The following is a 16,818-nucleotide window of genomic DNA, read 5'->3' as shown; positions in this document are numbered from 1 at the left end:
CGAGAACAAGTCTCGCACAGGATTGTGCGTGCCCCCAACGGGATTCGAACCCGTGCTACCGCCTTGAAAGGGCGGCGTCCTGGGCCACTAGACGATGAGGGCTAATTGGCCCGCCTGGGCGCTTCGCAGCGCGTCGGGGACGTGAGAAGCATATGGGATGCGGGGAGGTATCGCCAAAACGGTTTCCGAGGAGGTCACGCGGGGGGTGCGCGGAGGGCGCGCGGAGGGCGTCCCGCCCAGGCCGTGCCGAGCCCGCCCGGTACCGGCCCGGCGGCACGCGGCAGGCCGGACGTACGCGCGGACGCGCCCGTACGCCGGTGCGTGACCGACAATGGCCGGGTGCTGGAGATGACGCGCGAGGAGTTCGAGGAACTGGTCGGCGAGGCGCTGGACCGGATCCCGCCCGAGCTGACGCGGCTGATGGACAACGTCGCGGTGTTCGTCGAGGACGAGCCGGCCCCCGACGACCCCGAGCTGCTCGGCCTCTACGAGGGGACCCCGCTCACCGACCGGGGCGAGTGGTACGCCGGGGTGCTCCCGGACCGGATCACCATCTACCGCGGCCCCACGCTGCGGATGTGCGAGACGCGCGAGGAAGTCGTCGCCGAGACGGAGGTGACGGTGGTTCACGAGATCGCCCATCACTTCGGGATCGACGACGAGCGTCTTCACGCGCTCGGATACGGCTGATCCCCCGCCGGGCCCCGCACGGGCCCGTGCTCGCCCTCGGACGGATGTCGGGCGCAAGCCGGGTGCGGCCCGGGCGTGTCCCCGGTGGGGGGCCGGGAGTTGGAACCTGTGACCCCGCCGCTCCCGTGTTCCGGAGGTGCCCCCGTGCGCCAGTTGACCACCCCTGTCCGCCTGGCCGAGCTGGCCGTGACCGTCCTGGTGCTCACGGCGTCGGCGGGCTGCATGAGCGTGAGCGACAACGAGGGGAAGCCGAAGCCCTCGGTGTCCGCCGGGCGGCACGGCGAGGCGGCCAGGTCCGAGGAGGGCAAGGGCGGCTCCGGCGAGGGCCGGGAACGTACCGGCAAGCACGACCCGAAGGCGCCGGGCGTGCCTTCCGGGGCGCCGAGCGCCAGCGGTGGGTCGCCGGGGGCGTCCGGCGCGGCCGTGCCGTCCGTCGGCGCGCACCCCAAGCCCGGCGGCCCGGGCCCGGCCAAGCCCTCGCCGGGAGCCCCCTCGCAGCCGGCCCCGTCCGCCAGTCACTCGGTGCCGGCCCCGCCGCCGGTCTCGTCCCCGCCCCCGCCGCCCGTCTCACCGCCGCCGGCCTCTCCGTCGACGACTCCGGGGGCCGATACGCACAACAGCGCACTGCGAAGCAATCAGGCTCCGCTGCAGTCGGAGCCCAGCGCATCACCGCAGGTCGGACCGGTTTAGGGGGACTCGGTTTGCCTTAGGGGGGTGGGGGTGCGTATGGTAGTAGATCGTTTGATCCCATTGCCCGGCGCCGACACAGAAGAGCGCCGTGTGGCGCGTACTCTCCCTAGCCGTGGCTGACCGCATTGAGGCGGTCGAATTGCGAATTCACGGAGTTGACGGGCGCGTGCCGAGACTCCGGAAGGTTTCGCATTTCGCATGTCCATTTCCAGCACTGATCACTCCGTCCTGCCCGAGAACGAGAACACCGACGCCGTCGAGGCCCGTGAGAACGACGTCGTCGAGGCCGTAGCGGCCTCCGACGTCATCGAGGTCGTCGAGATCGTCGAGTCCGAGGCGGACGAGAACACCGAGCCCACCGTCACCTTCGCGGACCTCGGTCTGCCCGAGGGCGTCGTGCGCAAGCTCGCCCAGAACGGTGTGACCACCCCCTTCCCGATCCAGGCGGCGACCATCCCGGACGCCCTGGCCGGCAAGGACATCCTCGGCCGTGGCCGTACCGGCTCCGGCAAGACCCTCTCCTTCGGTCTGCCCACCCTGGCCGCGCTGGCCGGCGGGCACACCGAGAAGAAGAAGCCCCGCGCGATCATCCTCACGCCGACGCGTGAGCTCGCGATGCAGGTCGCGGACGCGCTCCAGCCGTACGGCGACGTGCTCGGCCTGAAGATGAAGGTCGTCTGCGGCGGTACCTCGATGAGCAACCAGATCTACGCCCTGGAGCGCGGCGTCGACGTCCTCGTCGCCACCCCGGGCCGTCTGCGCGACCTCATCAACCGTGGCGCCTGCTCGCTCGCCAACGTCCAGGTCGCCGTCCTCGACGAGGCCGACCAGATGTCCGACCTGGGCTTCCTGCCCGAGGTCACCGAGCTGCTCGACCAGATCCCCGGCGGCGGCCAGCGGATGCTCTTCTCCGCCACCATGGAGAACGAGATCAGCACGCTGGTCAAGCGCTACCTGACGAACCCCGTCACGCACGAGGTCGACAGCGCGCAGGGCAACGTCTCGACGATGACCCACCACGTCCTGGTCGTGAAGCCCAAGGACAAGGCGCCGGTCACCGCCGCCATCGCCGCCCGCAAGGGCCGCACGATCATCTTCGTCCGCACCCAGCTGGGCGCGGACCGCATCGCCGAGCAGCTCTGCGAGTCGGGCGTGAAGGCCGACGCGCTGCACGGCGGCATGACCCAGGGCGCCCGTACCCGCGTCCTCGAGGACTTCAAGAAGGGCTACGTCAACGCCCTGGTCGCCACCGACGTCGCCGCCCGCGGCATCCACGTCGACGGCATCGACCTGGTCCTCAACGTGGACCCGGCCGGCGACCACAAGGACTACCTGCACCGCTCGGGCCGTACCGCCCGCGCCGGCAAGTCCGGTGTCGTCGTGTCGCTCTCGCTGCCGCACCAGCGCCGCCAGATCTTCCGGCTGATGGAGGACGCGGGCGTCGACGCCTCGCGCCACATCATCCAGAGCGCCGGCGCGTTCGACCCGGAGGTCGCCGAGATCACCGGCGCCCGTTCGCTGACCGAGGTCCAGGCCGACTCGGCGAACAACTCGGCCAAGCAGGCCGAGCGCGAGGTCGCCGACCTCACCAAGCAGCTGGAGCGCCTGACCCGTCGGGCCGGTGAGCTCCGCGAGGAGGCCGACCGCCTGGTGGCCCGTGCCGCCCGCGAGCGCGGCGAGGACCCGGAGGCCGCGGTCGCCGAGGTCGCCGCCGAGGCCGAGGCCGAGGTCGCGGCTGCTGCCGCCGCCGCTGCCGTGCCGGTGCAGCAGGAGTCCCGCGAGGAGCGCGGTGGCTTCCAGCGCCGTGACGACCGGGGCAACTTCGACCGCCGTGACAACCGCGACAACCGTGGTGGCGACCGTGGTGGCTTCCGCCGCGACGACCGTCCCTCGGGCGGCTTCAACCGTGGTGGCAACGACCGCCCCTCCGGCGGCTTCAACCGCGACCGCCGCGACGAGCGCCCCTCCGGTGGCTTCCGTCGCGACGACCGCCCCTCCGGCGGCTTCAACCGCGACCGTCGTGACGACCGTCCCTCGGGTGGCTTCAACCGTGACGACCGTGGTGGCGACCGTGGCGGTTTCCGCCGCGACGACCGTCCCTCCGGCGGTTTCCGTCGTGACGACCGTCCCTCGGGCGGCTTCAACCGCGATGACCGTGGTGGCGACCGTGGTGGCTTCCGTCGTGACGACCGTCCCTCCGGCGGCTTCAACCGTGACGACCGCGGTGGCGACCGTGGCTTCAACCGCGACCGCCGTGACGAGCGCCCCTCCGGTGGCGGCTTCAACCGCGGTGGCAGCGACCGTCCGTTCAACCGCGACCGTCGTGACGACCGTCCCTCCGGCGGCGGCTTCCGCTCCGGCGGCCACGACCGTCCGTACGGCCGTCGTGACGAGCACCGCGGCACCGGCACCAACACCGGTTCCTTCGGCGGCCGCCGTGACGACAAGCCCCGCTGGAAGCGCAACGGCTGATCCGCTGAGCCCCGCTGGAAGCGCGACGGCCGAACCCGTCGCCTGACGGCCCATCAGGGCCCGTACCCCACCTGCCCGGTGGCGTACGGGCCCTTTTGCGTGGGCCCCGCCGTCTACGGGCGCGGAGCCTGTGGCCGGGACCGCTGAATCCCGGCCATCTCGGCCACCCGTCGGCGCATGTCGTACCCACGGGTTGGGAATCGCTGGGGGCATGACAAACGACGCCAGCCCCAACTCCCCGGAAGCGCAAGGCACTTCCGTGGGGACACCAGGCACCACCGGCGCGACGACCGACGAGGAACGCCTGGCGCAGCTCGGCTACAAGCAGGTCCTCGCCCGCCGCATGTCGGCGTTCTCCAACTACGCCGTCTCGTTCACGATCATCTCGGTGCTCTCCGGCTGCCTGACGATGTACGCGTACGGCATGAAGACCGGCGGCCCGGCCCTCATCACCTGGGGCTGGGTGGCGGTGGGTCTGATGACGCTGGTCGTCGGCCTCGCGATGGCCGAGATCTGCTCCGCCTACCCGACCTCGGCGGGCCTCTACTTCTGGGCCCACCGCCTGGCGCCGCCGCGCAGCGCGGCCGCCTGGGCCTGGTTCACGGGCTGGTTCAACGTGCTCGGGCAGATCGCGGTGACGGCGGGCGTGGACTTCGGCGCGGCCTCGTTCCTCGGGGCGTACCTGAACCTCCAGTTCGGCTTCGGGGTCACCCCGGCCCGCACGATCCTGCTGTTCGCCGCGATCCTGATCCTGCACGGCCTCCTGAACACCTTCGGCGTGCGCATCGTGGCGTTCCTCAACGGGGTGAGCGTGTGGTGGCACGTGCTCGGCGTGGCGGCGATCGTGGCGGCCCTGGCGCTGGTCCCCGGCCACCACCGCTCGACCTCGTTCGTCTTCACCGACTTCGTGAACGAGACCGGCTTCACCAACAGCGTGTACGTGGTGCTGATCGGCCTCCTGATGGCGCAGTACACCTTCACCGGGTACGACGCGTCCGCGCACATGACCGAGGAGACCCACGACGCCTCGACGGCGGGCCCGCGCGGGATCGTCCGCTCCATCTGGACGTCCTGGATAGCGGGCTTCGTACTCCTCCTCGGCTTCACGTACGCGATCGGCTCCTACGACGCCCAGCTGAACTCGGACACGGGCGCGCCCCCCGCCCAGATCCTCCTGGACTCCCTCGGCGCGACGGGCGGCAAGCTCCTGCTGCTCGTGGTGATCGGCGCCCAGCTCTTCTGCGGGATGGCCTCGGTGACCGCCAACTCCCGCATGATCTACGCCTTTTCACGCGACGGCGCGCTGCCGTTCTCGCGGCTGTGGCACACGGTGAGCCCGCGCACCCGCACGCCGGTCGCGGCCGTCTGGCTGGCGGCGGGTGCGGCACTCGTGCTCGGCCTGCCCTACCTGATCAACGTCACGGCGTACGCGGCCGTGACCTCGATCGCGGTGATCGGCCTCTACATCGCGTACGTGATCCCGACCCTGCTGCGCCTGTTCCGGGGCGACGCGTTCGCCCGGGGCCCCTGGCACCTGGGCCGCTGGTCGCGTCCGGTCGGCATCGTGGCGGTGGCCTGGGTGGCGGTCATCACAGTCCTGTTCATGCTGCCGCAGGTCTCCCCGGTCACCTGGGAGACCTTCAACTACGCCCCGCTCGCGGTCCTGGCGGTCCTGGGCTTCGCGACGATCTGGTGGCTGGCCTCGGCCCGGCACTGGTTCCTGCGGGGGGCGGGGGTGGGGGCGCCGGGGGAGTGAGGCCTCGGGGCGGGCCACCCCGGGCCCGGGGTCGTTTCGCCCCGCTTCATCCGGCTCCGGAGGGATGCCGAAGGCGGCCTCCCGACCCGCGACGGGCCCGACAACCGATACCCGATCGGCTGCCGGGCGCCGTCCGGCTATGCTCGGGGGTGACTCGCCAAGGGCCATTAGCTCAATTGGCAGAGCAGCGGACTTTTAATCCGTTGGTTGTCGGTTCGAGTCCGACATGGCCTACCGCTTGTCGCGGCGTCAGACATGCTCTGAGCTGCTACTTCTTCAGCCCGACCGGAACCACCCGGTCGGGCTGAAGTCGTTTTGGCCGCGTTGCGGCCCGCGTGCGTGCGCGATGCGTGCGCGGTGAGTGCGCCAAACGCTGGCGCGCGTTCCGGGTGCGCCCGCCCATGGGCAAGGACGGTCGGCAGGGCATCGCCGAGCCGACCGTCCCCCTCGGCACCCGTAGAGCCAGGCGAACTGACCTGGCGTAAGGACCGATGTAGGACGACCGCAGGACGCCCGTCAGTAGCGTCACCCACAACGCGAGCGACGCCGGCCAGCCGGGCGGTGCCGCACAGCTCCCGCTGTCAGGACCACGGATCCGGGAGCGACCCCACGGGGGGACATGCCAGGCACGACCGGAGGACAAGGAGTGCGACAGGTATGAAGCGGATCAGAAAGCTCGCCACGGTCCTGGCCGTAGGCGTAACAGCGCTTGCCTTCAGCGCGCAGACCGCCAGCGCAAGCATCAACATCCCGAGCACGACCGTGCGGAACGGCGCCAGCGGTGACTGCGTCATCGAACGCAGCACCTCATCGGCCGGCATAACCAACAACGCCTGCGGCTACGGCGGCACGTACTTCCGCATCATCAGCACCGCCCCCGACGCCGGCGGCCACGCCTACGTGCAGATCCAGACCACCCAGGACGACCCGTCCGGTCCCGGCTACTGCCTGTACGCCGTTGGACCGAACACCGGTCCTTCCGGTGCCTCCGCCGGTTCCTCCGACGTGGAACTGATCCCCTGCTCCTGGAACGACCCCCGTGCGCTGTGGGCTGTTTCCAGGGCCGGAGCCACCGTCAACGGCTACACCCCCGAGACGTTCTTCACCTTCGGCGGGCGGGTCTGCCTGGACGGCGGTTTCGGGACCCTGTACGCCTACCGCGAGGAGGGCTGCAACGGCGGCAACGCCTGGCAGGTGTGGAACGTGTACACCGGCTGACCACGACGAGGCCCGATGCCGCGAGGCATCTCGGATCCCCGCCGGCCAGGTACGCCGGAACAAGCGCCGCGATCCGGGCCGGGCGCGGCTGGCCTGGCAGTGCTGCCCGGCGGTGCTGCCCGGCACGGACATGAGGGATTACGGGCAACGACAGCCGACAGGGCGCCCCCTGCCCGCCCCGAAGCCCAGGCAGGGGTGCGCGCTGGGAGCTACAGGGCCGACTGGAACGCCGATGTGGACGGCACGGTGTCGGCGGCCGCGGTGACCCGGTCGAGGACGGGCGAGCCCTCGCCGGCGAGCCGGGCAGCCATCCGTGCGGCGAGCGGAACGTAGGTGGCGCCTGCCGGAGCGCAGGGGGGCTGGGCGGCGGCCGAAACGAACTCAGTGGGCATGGCTTGATTGTGCGCAGTGAGACCTGCCTCAAAGAGCCTTTTCTGTAAGGCAGTTGATGGCGGATTGTGGCGTTCACGGAGGCGGACTTCGGGGTGGTGGAGGGGTGGCTACGGTCCCAGGCCCTCGCCCGGGTCGACGCGGTGGAGCAGAACCGGGGCACGGGTGCGGTCGGTGATCCGGACTCGGTCCGTGTCGGTGATCTCGTCGTCCAGCCAGGCGAAGGGCGCCCCGGCCAGCCCGGGCCAGGCAAGCCCAGCCCGTCCTCGGAGGGCCGGGGCTGTAAATGGTCCGGGGCACCCCTCCTAATGGCGTACAGTTGTGTTTACCGACGCGGGGTGGAGCAGCTCGGTAGCTCGCTGGGCTCATAACCCAGAGGTCGCAGGTTCAAATCCTGTCCCCGCTACTGAACGAAGAGGCCCGGCACTTGTCTTCAAGTGCCGGGCCTCTTCGCGTTCCCCCGGGCCCGTGCGTCGACGCGGCTTGACCTTTACGCAACGTCAAGATCTAGCTTGGTCGATGTGAACGGCAAGGAGTGGTCGATCCAGGAGATCGCCAAGAAGGCCGGGACGACGAGCCGCACCCTCCGGCACTACGGAGACCTCGGGCTGCTCGCGCCGAGCCGCATCGGGACCAACGGATACCGCTATTACGACCAGGGCGCTCTGGTCCGCCTTCAGCGGATCCTGCTGCTGCGCGAGCTGGGGCTCTCGCTGCCCGTGATCGGCGAGCTCCTGGAGGGCGAGCGCGATCCGGCGGCCGCCCTGCGCACCCATCTGCGCCTGCTGGAGCAGGAGCGCGAGCGCATCGCGCGGCAGATCGCGTCCGTGCGGACCACCCTGCACAAGACCGAGAGGGGAGAGGAGCTCATGGCCGAGGAAGTGTTCGACGGCTTCGACCACACCCGGTACGAGGAGGAGGTGAGCCGGCGCTGGGGGCGGGACGCCTACGAGAAGGGCGACCGCTGGTGGCGCTCGCTCGGCGAGGCGCAGCGCAAGGGGTTCCTGAAGGAGCACGAGGACATCGCCCGGGACTGGGGGCGGGCGCGCGGCGCCGGGGCCGCCGCCGACGGTGAGCTCGCGCAGGACATCGCGCGGCGGCACGTCGCCTGGTTGTCCGCCACCACCGACGTCGGCCGGTCGTACGTGATCGGGATCGGGCAGATGTACGTCGACGATCCGCGCTTCGGAGTCAACTACGACCAGCACGGCGCCGGCACGGCCGCCTTCGTGCGGGACGCCCTGACGGTGTACGCCGAGCGCCACCTCTCGGACGGCGACGGCTCGACGGGCGACGGCTCGACCGGCGGCGGCTCTTGCGGAGGGTAGTCTCGCGCTCGCTATAGGTGAGCGTCGAGGAAAGGGGTGCGGGTGGTGAGGGCTCCGCGTGAGGTGGCTGGGGTGCCGACACTGGTGCCCCGGGCGTTGATGCCCGTGCCCGTGCCCGTGCTGGTTCTGGTGATGGTCGTGGTCTGCCTGCTCGGGGCCGGCGGCTGTGGCGAGCCGAGCCGGCCCGCGCCCGCGCGGGGCGTGCCGGTCGCGGGGGCGGCCTCGGCTCCCTCGACCCACGGGTGCCGGCTGAACCGGGGCGGCTGGGTCGAGCTGTCCTGTGTGCCCGAGCGGGCCGCCAATCATCGGCACGCCAGGGGCAGCTGCGCCCGGGGCCGCCCGGGCCCGCACCGCTGCCGCCGACACTGAGCCGGGCCGCGACCGCCCGCCCGGCACCCGCCTGGGTGCGTCGAGTCGCCTTCGGGGCCGAAACGGGCCAGGCTGGACGGGTGCGGCAGCGAGCAGAGGGCGAAGGGCGCCTGGTACGGGCGCTACCCGTACTGCTGATCGGTGTGGGCTTCGCCTTCGACGCCTCCACCCCGCCGGACCTGACAGCGGCCGCGCTGTTCGCCGGCGCCCCGGTCATCGCCGCACCGTTCTACTCGGCCCGGGGCACGGCCGCGGTGGGCCTCTGCTCGGTGGCCGCCGTCGTGGCGCTCTGGTTCATACACGATCTGCCCAACCTCGGCGAAGGCGCGAGCGAGCTGTTCACCGTGCTCACGGTGGGCGCGCTCGCCCTCTTCATCAACCGCATCCTGCGCCGCAGCGGCGAGCGCCTCGCCTCCGCCCGCGTCATCGCTGAGACCGCGCAGCGCGCCGTGCTGCCCACGCCCGCGTCCCGCATCGGCGGACTCCATGTCGCCGCGCGGTACGAGGCCGCGCAGGCGGACGCGTTCATCGGCGGGGACCTCTTCGCCGTGCAGGACACCCCGTACGGGGTCCGGCTCATCGTCGGTGACGTACGCGGCAAGGGGCTCCAGGCGGTGGAGGCCGTCGCCGTGGTGATCGGCGCGTTCCGTGAGGCCGCCGAGCAGGAGTCGTCCCTGGAGGCGGTGACCCAGCGCCTGGAGCGGGCGCTGGCCCGCGAGGGCACCCGGCGCGACCGGCTCGACGCGGTCGAGGGGTTCACCACGGCGCTGCTCGCCGAGATCCCGCGCGGCGACGGCACCGTACGCCTGGTGAACCGAGGTCATCCCGAGCCGTTCCTGCTGCACCCGGACGGCTCCCTCGACGTGCTCGTGCCGAGCGAGCCCGCGCTGCCGCTCGGGATGGCCGACCTCGGGGTGTGGCCGGACCGCTCGGACGTACGCCCCTACCCGCCCGGCTCGACGCTGCTGCTCTACACGGACGGCCTGTCGGAGGCGCGCGACGCCACGGGCGTCTTCTACCAGCCCGCCACCCGGCTGCGCGGCGCGATCTTCCCCGGCCCGGACGAGGTCCTGGACGCGCTCGTCGACGACGTACGCCGCTACACGGGCGGCGGCACGAGCGACGACATGGCGCTGCTCGCGGTGGGCCGCCCGGCCGAGGGGCAGCCCGACCGCCGGCGCACGGTCAGGATCGTGAAGTGAGGGGACGTGGGGGCCTGGGGTGAGGGGGGTGAGGGGCTGCCTCGAGGTGTGGTCGGGGTGTGGTCGGGGGCCGGTCGAGCGTGCTGTCACGGTGGGTGCTCGAAGGGTCTCCCTGCGCATAACAATTGACACACCGTCAGAAAGCTGGTGTGACGGGGGCGACCTTGAGGGGCCGTCAACTCGCCCGTTTTGCCCCGGCAATGGGGGCTAAGTCCGGGCCATGGCCGTTAACGATCAGTGGGAACGGCTTGGAATCCGCCCCGGGTGTCTATTAACGTTCGATAACGCAGCGCGGTCGTCCCAGCCGCCGCCACGGCGGCCCCGCGCGCCTGCGCCGAATCCCCTTCGGGGAACCGGGGAACCACCAACTTGGGGTGAATCGGACGTCCGTCATGGGCGCTCGTAGGAGACCTTCCTGCTCCGAACCCGTCAGCTAACCCGGTAGGCGAGAAGGAAGGAAAGGAGCGCCCCTCCGTGGCGTCCAACGAGCCTGCCCTCGACACCCCCCTCCCCTCCGTGTACGGGGACGCGCCCGGCGAGAACGAGACCTGGGAGGAGTGGGACCCGACCGAGGAGTCCGTGCGCCCGGTCCGCGGCCGGCACAGAGTCGCCAAGCAGCGCGGCGGGCTCGCCCGCAGCTCCACCGTCCTCGGCGTCGGCGTCATCGCGGCGGTCGGCGCGGGTGGCATGGCCACCGCGCAGGCCAAGCCGCCGGTCTCCATATCCCTGCCGGACTCCATCAGCGAGAGCCTGCCCGACCTCAAGTCGCTGCCCGGCGTCGGCGAGTTGGTCTCGCACGACGCTCCGAGCAGCCCCAAGACGGCCGCGGCGCAGGCCGACCAGAAGATCGCCGCCGCGCCGCTGACCATGACCGGCCTGTCCACCAGCGAGGCCGAGCAGGGCGCCACCGACGCGGGCGAGGCGCTGCGCGCCCGCATCCTCCAGCAGGCCGAGCAGCAGAAGGCCGGGGCCGTCGCCGAGGCGAAGGCGGCCGCGCAGAAGGCCGCGGAGGCGAAGGCCGCCGAGGAGGCCAAGGCCAAGCAGGACGCGGCCGAGGCGAAGGCCGCCGCCGAGAAGAAGGCGGCGGAGGCCGCCGCGGCGAAGAAGGCGGAGGAGGAGCGGCTGGCCAAGCTGGCCGCGAGCTACTCGCTGCCGGTCGGCTCGTACACGCTCACCTCGACGTTCGGGGAGGCCGGCTCGATGTGGTCCTCCGGCCACCACACGGGCCTCGACTTCGCGGCGCCGACGGGTACGCCGCTGAAGGCGATCCACTCCGGGACGGTCAAGTCGGCGGGGTGGGCGGGGGCGTACGGGTACCGCACGGTCCTCACGCTCGATGACGGCAGCGAGCTCTGGTACTGCCACCAGTCGTCCCTCGCGGTGAGTGTGGGGCAGAAGGTGTCGACGGGGGACGTGATCGGGCGGGTCGGGGCGACCGGGAACGTGACGGGTCCGCACCTGCATCTGGAGGTGCACACGCCGGACGGTACGGGGATCGACCCGATGGCCTGGCTCCAGTCCAAGGGGCTGAATCCTTAACCCGGTTCTCGCCCCGCCCCGCCCCTTCCCGAAACCCTCCGGGGGAGAGTTCGCCGGCTGGGGACCGTGCGTGGCTCGCGCAGTTCCCCGCGCCCCTGGCGATCGAGGACGAGCGCCGTTCAGGCGCGAACGGGGTCCGGGGCGGAGCCCCGGGGTCGGAATAGGCGGGGGCGCGTCGGGGGTTAGGGGGCCATGACCTCCTTGCGCGTGCTCGGTCGCTCCGACCTCTCCGTCTTCCCCCTCGCCCTCGGCGCCAACGTCTTCGGCTGGACGGCCGACCAGGACCAGTCGTTCGCCGTCCTCGACGCCTACCTCGCCGGTGGCGGCAACTTCGTCGACACCGCCGACGCCTACTCGAAGTGGGCCCCGGGCAACTCCGGCGGCGAGTCCGAGACGATCATCGGCAAGTGGCTGACCGCCCGCGACAACCGGGACGAGGTCGTCGTCGCCACCAAGGTCGGCTCGCACCCCCAGTACGAGGGCCTCGCGGCGGGCACCATCAAGGCCGCCGCCGAGGAGTCCCTGCGCCGCCTCGGCACCGACTACATCGACCTGTACTACACGCACTTCGACGACACCTCCGTCCCCGTCGAGGAGATCGTCACCGCCCTCGACCAGCTCGTGCGCGACGGCAAGGTCCGCGCGCTCGGCGCCTCCAACATCACCCCCGCCCGGCTCCAGGAGTCCCTGGACTTCGCGGACCGCGAGGGCCTCGCCAAGTACTCGGTGCTCCAGCCGCACTACAACCTGGTCTCCCGCGACACCTACGAGGGCCCCCTCCAGGACACCGCCTCGCACGCCGGGCTCGCCGCGGTGCCCTACTTCGCGCTCGCCTCGGGCTTCCTCACCGGCAAGTACCGCCCGGGCCAGACCGTGGACAGCGCGCGGGCCGAGGGCGCGGGCAAGCACCTGGACACCGAGCGGGGCCGCAAGGTGCTCGCCGCGCTCGACCGCATCGCCCAGGAGCGCGACGCCGAGATCGCCACGGTTGCCCTGGCCTGGCTGGCGGCCCGCCCGACCGTCGCCGCCCCCATCGCCTCGGCCCGTACCGTCGAGCAACTCCCGGCGCTGCTCGCGGTCGCCGACCTGGAACTCACCGACGCCCAGCTCTCCGAGCTGACGGCCGCCTCAGCGTAGGTACGGGTTGTACGGGCCCGGGCCCGTGGCTGGGCCCGGCTGCCCGTACAGGGCGTACTGCGGATGCGGCGCGTACGGGGCGTACTGCGCGTGCTGGGTGTAGGGGTGCGGGGGGCCCGGCTGCGGCGGGACCCAGATGCGGCCGGTGGCCCCGGCCGCGTACAGCAGCGCCGGGCCCGCGACCGGCTTGCGCTCCCACAGGTGGTGGAGCAACTCCTGCTCGCGGGCGGCGAAGTCGGGCCCGGGCCCGGTCGCGCCCGCGCTGCGGTACGCGCGGTGGCGCAGGAAGGCGAGCGCGGTCGCGAACGCCTCGTACTCGGCGACCGCCCGCGCCGCCGGCTTCCCGCCGAAGCGGTGGTGCGCGAAGTCGCGGGCCGTGGCGCGGGCCCGCATCGAGGACAGCGCGAGCGGCTCGGCCGGACCCAGCCAGCCGGCCGCGGCGTACGCGGGCAGCTCGGCGGCGACGGTACGCAGCTCGCGCTGCCGGCTCCAGACCGCGAGCCAGGTCAGCAGCCCGAACACCGGCACCATGAAGGCCCCGTACACGATGTAGAAGCCGTACACCCCGAACAGCGTCGAGCTGTTCCACAGGGCGTGCATGCCCATCGCGCACACCAGGCCGAGCAGCGGGAAGGCGACCCGCCGCAGGCGCTTGCCGGGCGGCGCGAGCGCGGCCGCGCCGAAGCCGATGCCGGTCATCACGGTGAACAGGGGGTGGGCGAAGGGTGACATGACGACCCGTACGAAGAAGGTCGCCGCCGTCGTCGATGCGAGGCCCCCGCTGTGGCTCGCCTGGTCCTCGCCGAAGGCGTTGCCCAGGTAGAGGATGTTCTCGGTGAAGGCGAAGCCGGTCGCGGTGAAGCCGGCGAAGACGACGCCGTCGACGATCCCCTTGAAGTCGCGTCTCCTGAACAGGAAGAGCAGCAGCACGGCCGCCGCCTTCGCGCTCTCCTCGACTATCGGGGCTATGACGCTGGCGCCCAGATGGTCGGCCGATGACGGGTCGGCGGTGGCCGTCGCTATCCACCGGGTCGCGAACGAGTTGGCGATGATCGCCACCAGCGCGGCGGCGCACGCGCCCCACGCCAGGGCGAAGAGGAGGTTGCGCCACGGCCCCGGGTCGACCCGGTCCAGCCAGCGGAACGCGGCGCCGAGCAGCGGCACCGGAAGCACCGCGAGCCCGAGCCCGACCAGGAAGCCCTCGGTGCCGGTCTGGTCCCGTACGAGCGCGAGGATGACGAGCCCGCACAGGGCGAGCAGGGTGATCAGCGCGCCCGCCCGGACCGCCTTGGAGCGCCAGAAGTCGCGGCGCGGACGGTAGCGCCACTTCGCGCGGTCCGGCGGGACCCCGTCGAAGCGGGGCTCCTCCGCGCACGCCGGAACGGGCTGGGCCGGATGGCCGGGCCCGGCCTGCTGGGGCGCCTGCCCGGGAGGCGGGCGATGCGGAAGCGACTCGAAGGACACCAGACGACCCTAACGAGGGTCACTGACAATGCGCGACGGTGCCTGCACTACCCGCTGTGCGCGACGCGGCGGAACAAGAGGTCGTGCACCACGTGGCCCTTGTCGAGGCCCTGGCCCTCGAACCGGGTCAGCGGCCGGAACGCGGGCCGGGGTGCGTAGCCGCCGCCGGCCACGGTGTTCTCGAAGTCGGGGTGCGCTTCGAGGACTTCCAGCATCTGCTCGGCGTAGTCCTCCCAGTCCGTCGCGCAGTGCAGTACGGCGCCGGGCTTCAGCCGGGTCGCGGCCAGCGAGAGGAACTCGGGCTGGATCAGGCGCCGTTTGTGGTGCCGCTTCTTGGGCCACGGGTCCGGGAAGTACACGCGGAGCCCGTCGAGGGCGTCCGGCTCCAGCATTTCGCGCAGCAGGATGATGGCGTCGCCGTTGGCCACGCGGATGTTGCTGAGGCCGCCGCGTTCGGCGAGGCCGAGGAGGTTGCCCTGGCCGGGGGTGTGGACGTCGACGGCGAGGATGCCGGTGCGGGGGTCGTCCGCGGCCATCTGCGCGGTGGCCTCGCCCATGCCGAAGCCGATCTCCAGAACGACGGGGAGGCCGTCGAACATCTCGGCCGGGTCGATCTTGTGCAGCCCGTCGATGTCGAAGCCCCACACCGGCCACAGGCGTTCCAGGTACTCGCCCTGGCCGGTGGTGACGCGGCTTCGGCGGGGCTGGAAGCTGCGGATGCGGCGTTCGTGGTGCGAGCCGGCCGGGTCGGCGGCCGGGCCGCCCGGGAATCGGGGCGCCTTGTCCCTCGGCAGGACCTTCTCGGTCGCCTGGGCGGGGGGCTCTGGGGTGCGGGGCTGCTCAGACACAATGCGCCGATTCTACGGTGCGGCCGCCTCCGGGGCCCGGCCCCGGCCACCCTCGGGGTCGCCATCCGCCCACCGGCGAAACCGTGCCGGGCCGTTCGCGCAGTTCCCCGCGCCCCTGGGCCCGACGTCGGCCTCGGGCCGTGCTCGCTTCTCGCGCAGTTCCCCGCGCCCCTCGAACCCCGACTTTGCCCGCAGGCCGTGGGGGCCGTTCGCGCAGTTCCCCGCGCCCCTGGGGATGCCGAGGCCCGGCGGCGCCCGAAGGGGCCGGGCCCCCTGACACCCCGGCCAGGACAGGCCCCCTCAGGGGCGCGAGGAACTGCGCGAGTAGCGGGCACGGTCCGCAGGTGGGGACGTTTTTAGGGGCGCGGGGAACTGCGCGACCAGCCACGCACGGCCCGCGCGCGAGAGGGGGTTTCAAGGGGCGCGGGGAACTGCGCACACAGGTGCCCGGCCCAGCCCGCTGAGGGGCCGCGCCCGGAGGGGGTTAGGGGTGGGGGAGGGTCTGTAGGACTCGGGAGGCTACTTCTCGGCCGATGGGGAGGGACGCCGTCGCCGCGGGGCTCGGCGCGTTGAGGACGTGGATCGTGCGCGGCGCCTCCCGGATCAGGAAGTCGTCCACCAGCGTGCCGTCCCGCAGGACCGCCTGGGCCCGGACCCCCGCGGGCGCGGCGCGCAGGCCCGCCTCGGTGACCGCGGGGAGCAGCCGGCGCACCGCCTCCGTGAAGGCGTGCTTCGACCAGGAGCGGTGCAGTTCACCGGCCCCGTACCGCCAGTGTCTGCGGGCTATCCGCCAGGTGCCGGGCCAGCCGAGGGTGCCGGCCAGTTCGGCCGGGCGCACCGTGCGCCAGTCGTAGCCCTCGCGCGCGGCGGCCGGCACCGCGTTGGGGCCGACGTGGACCGAGCCGTCGACGCCCCGGGTCAGATGGACGCCGAGGAAGGGGAAGGCGGGGTCGGGCACCGGGTAGACCAGGCCCTTGACGAGGCCGGGCCGGGCCAGCTCGTAGTACTCGCCGCGGAACGGCACGATCCGCATCCCCGGGTCGTCACCCGCGAGCCGCGCCACCCGGTCGCAGTGCAGACCCGCGCAGTTGACCAGCGCCCGGGCGCGCAGCACCGTGCCGTCGGCGGTGCGTACGGCGACGCCGAGCTCGGGGCGCCGGTCGATGCGGACCACCTCCGAGCCGTAGCGCACATCGGCGCCGGACAGCTCGGCGAGCCGGGCCGCCACCGCCCCGTAGTCGCACACCCCCGTGGTGGAGACGTGGATCGCGGCGAGCCCGCGCACCTCCGGCTCGTACGCGGCTATCTGGGCGGGGCCCAGCTCGCGCACCGGGATGCCGTTCTCACGGCCGCGCTGGACCAGGGCGTGCAGCCGCGGCAGCTCGGCGCGCTCGGTGGCCACGATCAGCTTGCCGGTGACCTCGTGGGCGATGCCGTGCCGCGCGCAGAACTCGACCATCTCGGCCGCCCCGCGCACCGCGAAGCGCGCCTTGAGCGAGCCTGGCTTGTAGTAGATGCCGCTGTGGATGACCCCGCTGTTGCGCCCCGTCTGGTGCCGGGCCGGGCCGCGCTCCTTTTCCAGGACCACCACGCGGGTCCCGGGCGAGGCCTGTGTGAGGGCGTACGCCGTCGACAGACCCACGATCCCGCCGCCGACCACCAGCACGTCGCAGTCGTACGTCGTCGTCACTCAAGCACCTCCCACCCCGGTCGTG

14 protein-coding genes, 3 tRNA genes and 1 riboswitch are annotated in these 16,818 nt (G+C 72.4%); of the genes, 12 read left to right on the top strand and 5 right to left on the bottom strand.

Translation table 11 applies throughout. The annotated features are described in order from the left end of the window. Nucleotides 1–29: 29 nt before the first annotated feature. Nucleotides 30–102: transfer RNA gene (locus ACFYZA_RS20445), tRNA-Glu, on the bottom strand. Between the two features lie 237 nt (nt 103–339). Here ACFYZA_RS20445 and ACFYZA_RS20440 point away from each other — a divergent pair. The 6 genes from ACFYZA_RS20440 to ACFYZA_RS20415 all read left to right on the top strand — a co-directional run bounded on the left by ACFYZA_RS20440 (nt 340) and on the right by ACFYZA_RS20415 (nt 6,826). Then, nucleotides 340–690 carry a metallopeptidase family protein gene (locus ACFYZA_RS20440; protein WP_199846692.1) on the top strand — a complete coding sequence of 117 codons (351 nt, stop codon included), beginning with the start codon at nt 340–342 and terminating at the stop codon, nt 688–690. A gap of 144 nt (nt 691–834) precedes the next feature. After that, nucleotides 835–1,380: a hypothetical protein gene (locus tag ACFYZA_RS20435; RefSeq protein WP_382599786.1), complete on the top strand. Its 546-nt coding sequence runs from the start codon at nt 835–837 to the stop codon at nt 1,378–1,380. A gap of 198 nt (nt 1,381–1,578) precedes the next feature. Beyond that, the gene (locus ACFYZA_RS20430; protein WP_388492015.1) at nt 1,579–3,852 is read left to right on the top strand and encodes a DEAD/DEAH box helicase; all 2,274 of its coding nucleotides are present in this window, start codon (nt 1,579–1,581) and stop codon (nt 3,850–3,852) included. Nucleotides 3,853–4,063: 211 nt separating this feature from the next. Further along, complete coding sequence (locus ACFYZA_RS20425) at nt 4,064–5,608, top strand: amino acid permease (RefSeq protein WP_388492013.1); 1,545 nt, start codon at nt 4,064–4,066, stop codon at nt 5,606–5,608. 161 nt (nt 5,609–5,769) lie between these two features. Next, nucleotides 5,770–5,842: transfer RNA gene (locus ACFYZA_RS20420), tRNA-Lys, on the top strand. Nucleotides 5,843–6,265: 423 nt separating this feature from the next. Continuing rightward, nucleotides 6,266–6,826, top strand: a complete 561-nt coding sequence (locus ACFYZA_RS20415; RefSeq protein WP_382599780.1) for a hypothetical protein — start codon at nt 6,266–6,268, stop codon at nt 6,824–6,826. Between the two features lie 209 nt (nt 6,827–7,035). Here ACFYZA_RS20415 and ACFYZA_RS20410 read toward each other — a convergent pair whose 3' ends face one another. After that, the gene (locus tag ACFYZA_RS20410) at nt 7,036–7,218 is read right to left on the bottom strand and encodes a hypothetical protein (protein WP_388492012.1); all 183 of its coding nucleotides are present in this window, start codon (nt 7,216–7,218) and stop codon (nt 7,036–7,038) included. Nucleotides 7,219–7,548: 330 nt separating this feature from the next. Here ACFYZA_RS20410 and ACFYZA_RS20405 point away from each other — a divergent pair. The 6 genes from ACFYZA_RS20405 to ACFYZA_RS20380 all read left to right on the top strand — a co-directional run bounded on the left by ACFYZA_RS20405 (nt 7,549) and on the right by ACFYZA_RS20380 (nt 12,791). Continuing rightward, a tRNA-Met gene (locus tag ACFYZA_RS20405) sits at nt 7,549–7,622 on the top strand. A gap of 115 nt (nt 7,623–7,737) precedes the next feature. Continuing rightward, entirely contained in the window at nt 7,738–8,544 is an 807-nt protein-coding gene (locus ACFYZA_RS20400) for a MerR family transcriptional regulator (RefSeq protein WP_388492011.1), read from the top strand. A 72-nt stretch (nt 8,545–8,616) separates the two neighbouring features. After that, on the top strand, nt 8,617–8,913 hold the full coding sequence (locus ACFYZA_RS20395; protein ID WP_388492010.1) for a hypothetical protein: 297 nt from the start codon (nt 8,617–8,619) through the stop codon (nt 8,911–8,913). 80 nt (nt 8,914–8,993) lie between these two features. Continuing rightward, complete coding sequence (locus ACFYZA_RS20390; protein ID WP_388492009.1) at nt 8,994–10,115, top strand: PP2C family protein-serine/threonine phosphatase; 1,122 nt, start codon at nt 8,994–8,996, stop codon at nt 10,113–10,115. 322 nt (nt 10,116–10,437) lie between these two features. Beyond that, nucleotides 10,438–10,578, top strand: a riboswitch (cyclic di-AMP (ydaO/yuaA leader). 11 nt (nt 10,579–10,589) lie between these two features. After that, a complete protein-coding gene (locus ACFYZA_RS20385; RefSeq protein WP_382599770.1) occupies nt 10,590–11,654 on the top strand; it encodes a M23 family metallopeptidase in 1,065 nt (354 codons plus the stop codon). A 192-nt stretch (nt 11,655–11,846) separates the two neighbouring features. Further along, the gene (locus tag ACFYZA_RS20380; protein ID WP_388492007.1) at nt 11,847–12,791 is read left to right on the top strand and encodes an aldo/keto reductase; all 945 of its coding nucleotides are present in this window, start codon (nt 11,847–11,849) and stop codon (nt 12,789–12,791) included. Here the strand turns inward: ACFYZA_RS20380 and ACFYZA_RS20375 are convergent. The 3 genes from ACFYZA_RS20375 to lhgO form a co-directional block, all read right to left on the bottom strand. After that, the gene (locus tag ACFYZA_RS20375) at nt 12,783–14,255 is read right to left on the bottom strand and encodes a PrsW family intramembrane metalloprotease (protein ID WP_388492006.1); all 1,473 of its coding nucleotides are present in this window, start codon (nt 14,253–14,255) and stop codon (nt 12,783–12,785) included. The genes ACFYZA_RS20380 and ACFYZA_RS20375 overlap by 9 nt on opposite strands. 47 nt (nt 14,256–14,302) lie before the next feature. Next, complete coding sequence (gene trmB / locus ACFYZA_RS20370; RefSeq protein ID WP_388492270.1) at nt 14,303–15,049, bottom strand: tRNA (guanosine(46)-N7)-methyltransferase TrmB; 747 nt, start codon at nt 15,047–15,049, stop codon at nt 14,303–14,305. Nucleotides 15,050–15,587: 538 nt separating this feature from the next. Further along, the gene (gene lhgO, locus ACFYZA_RS20365) at nt 15,588–16,793 is read right to left on the bottom strand and encodes an L-2-hydroxyglutarate oxidase (RefSeq protein WP_388492004.1); all 1,206 of its coding nucleotides are present in this window, start codon (nt 16,791–16,793) and stop codon (nt 15,588–15,590) included. Between the last annotated feature and the right edge of the window lie 25 nt (nt 16,794–16,818).

It is taken from the genome of Streptomyces sp. NPDC001828 (assembly GCF_042892175.1).
Lineage (GTDB): Bacteria > Actinomycetota > Actinomycetes > Streptomycetales > Streptomycetaceae > Streptomyces.
The sequence above is the reverse complement of the archived record's forward strand: the minus strand, read 5'-3'. Positions and strand labels throughout refer to the sequence as shown.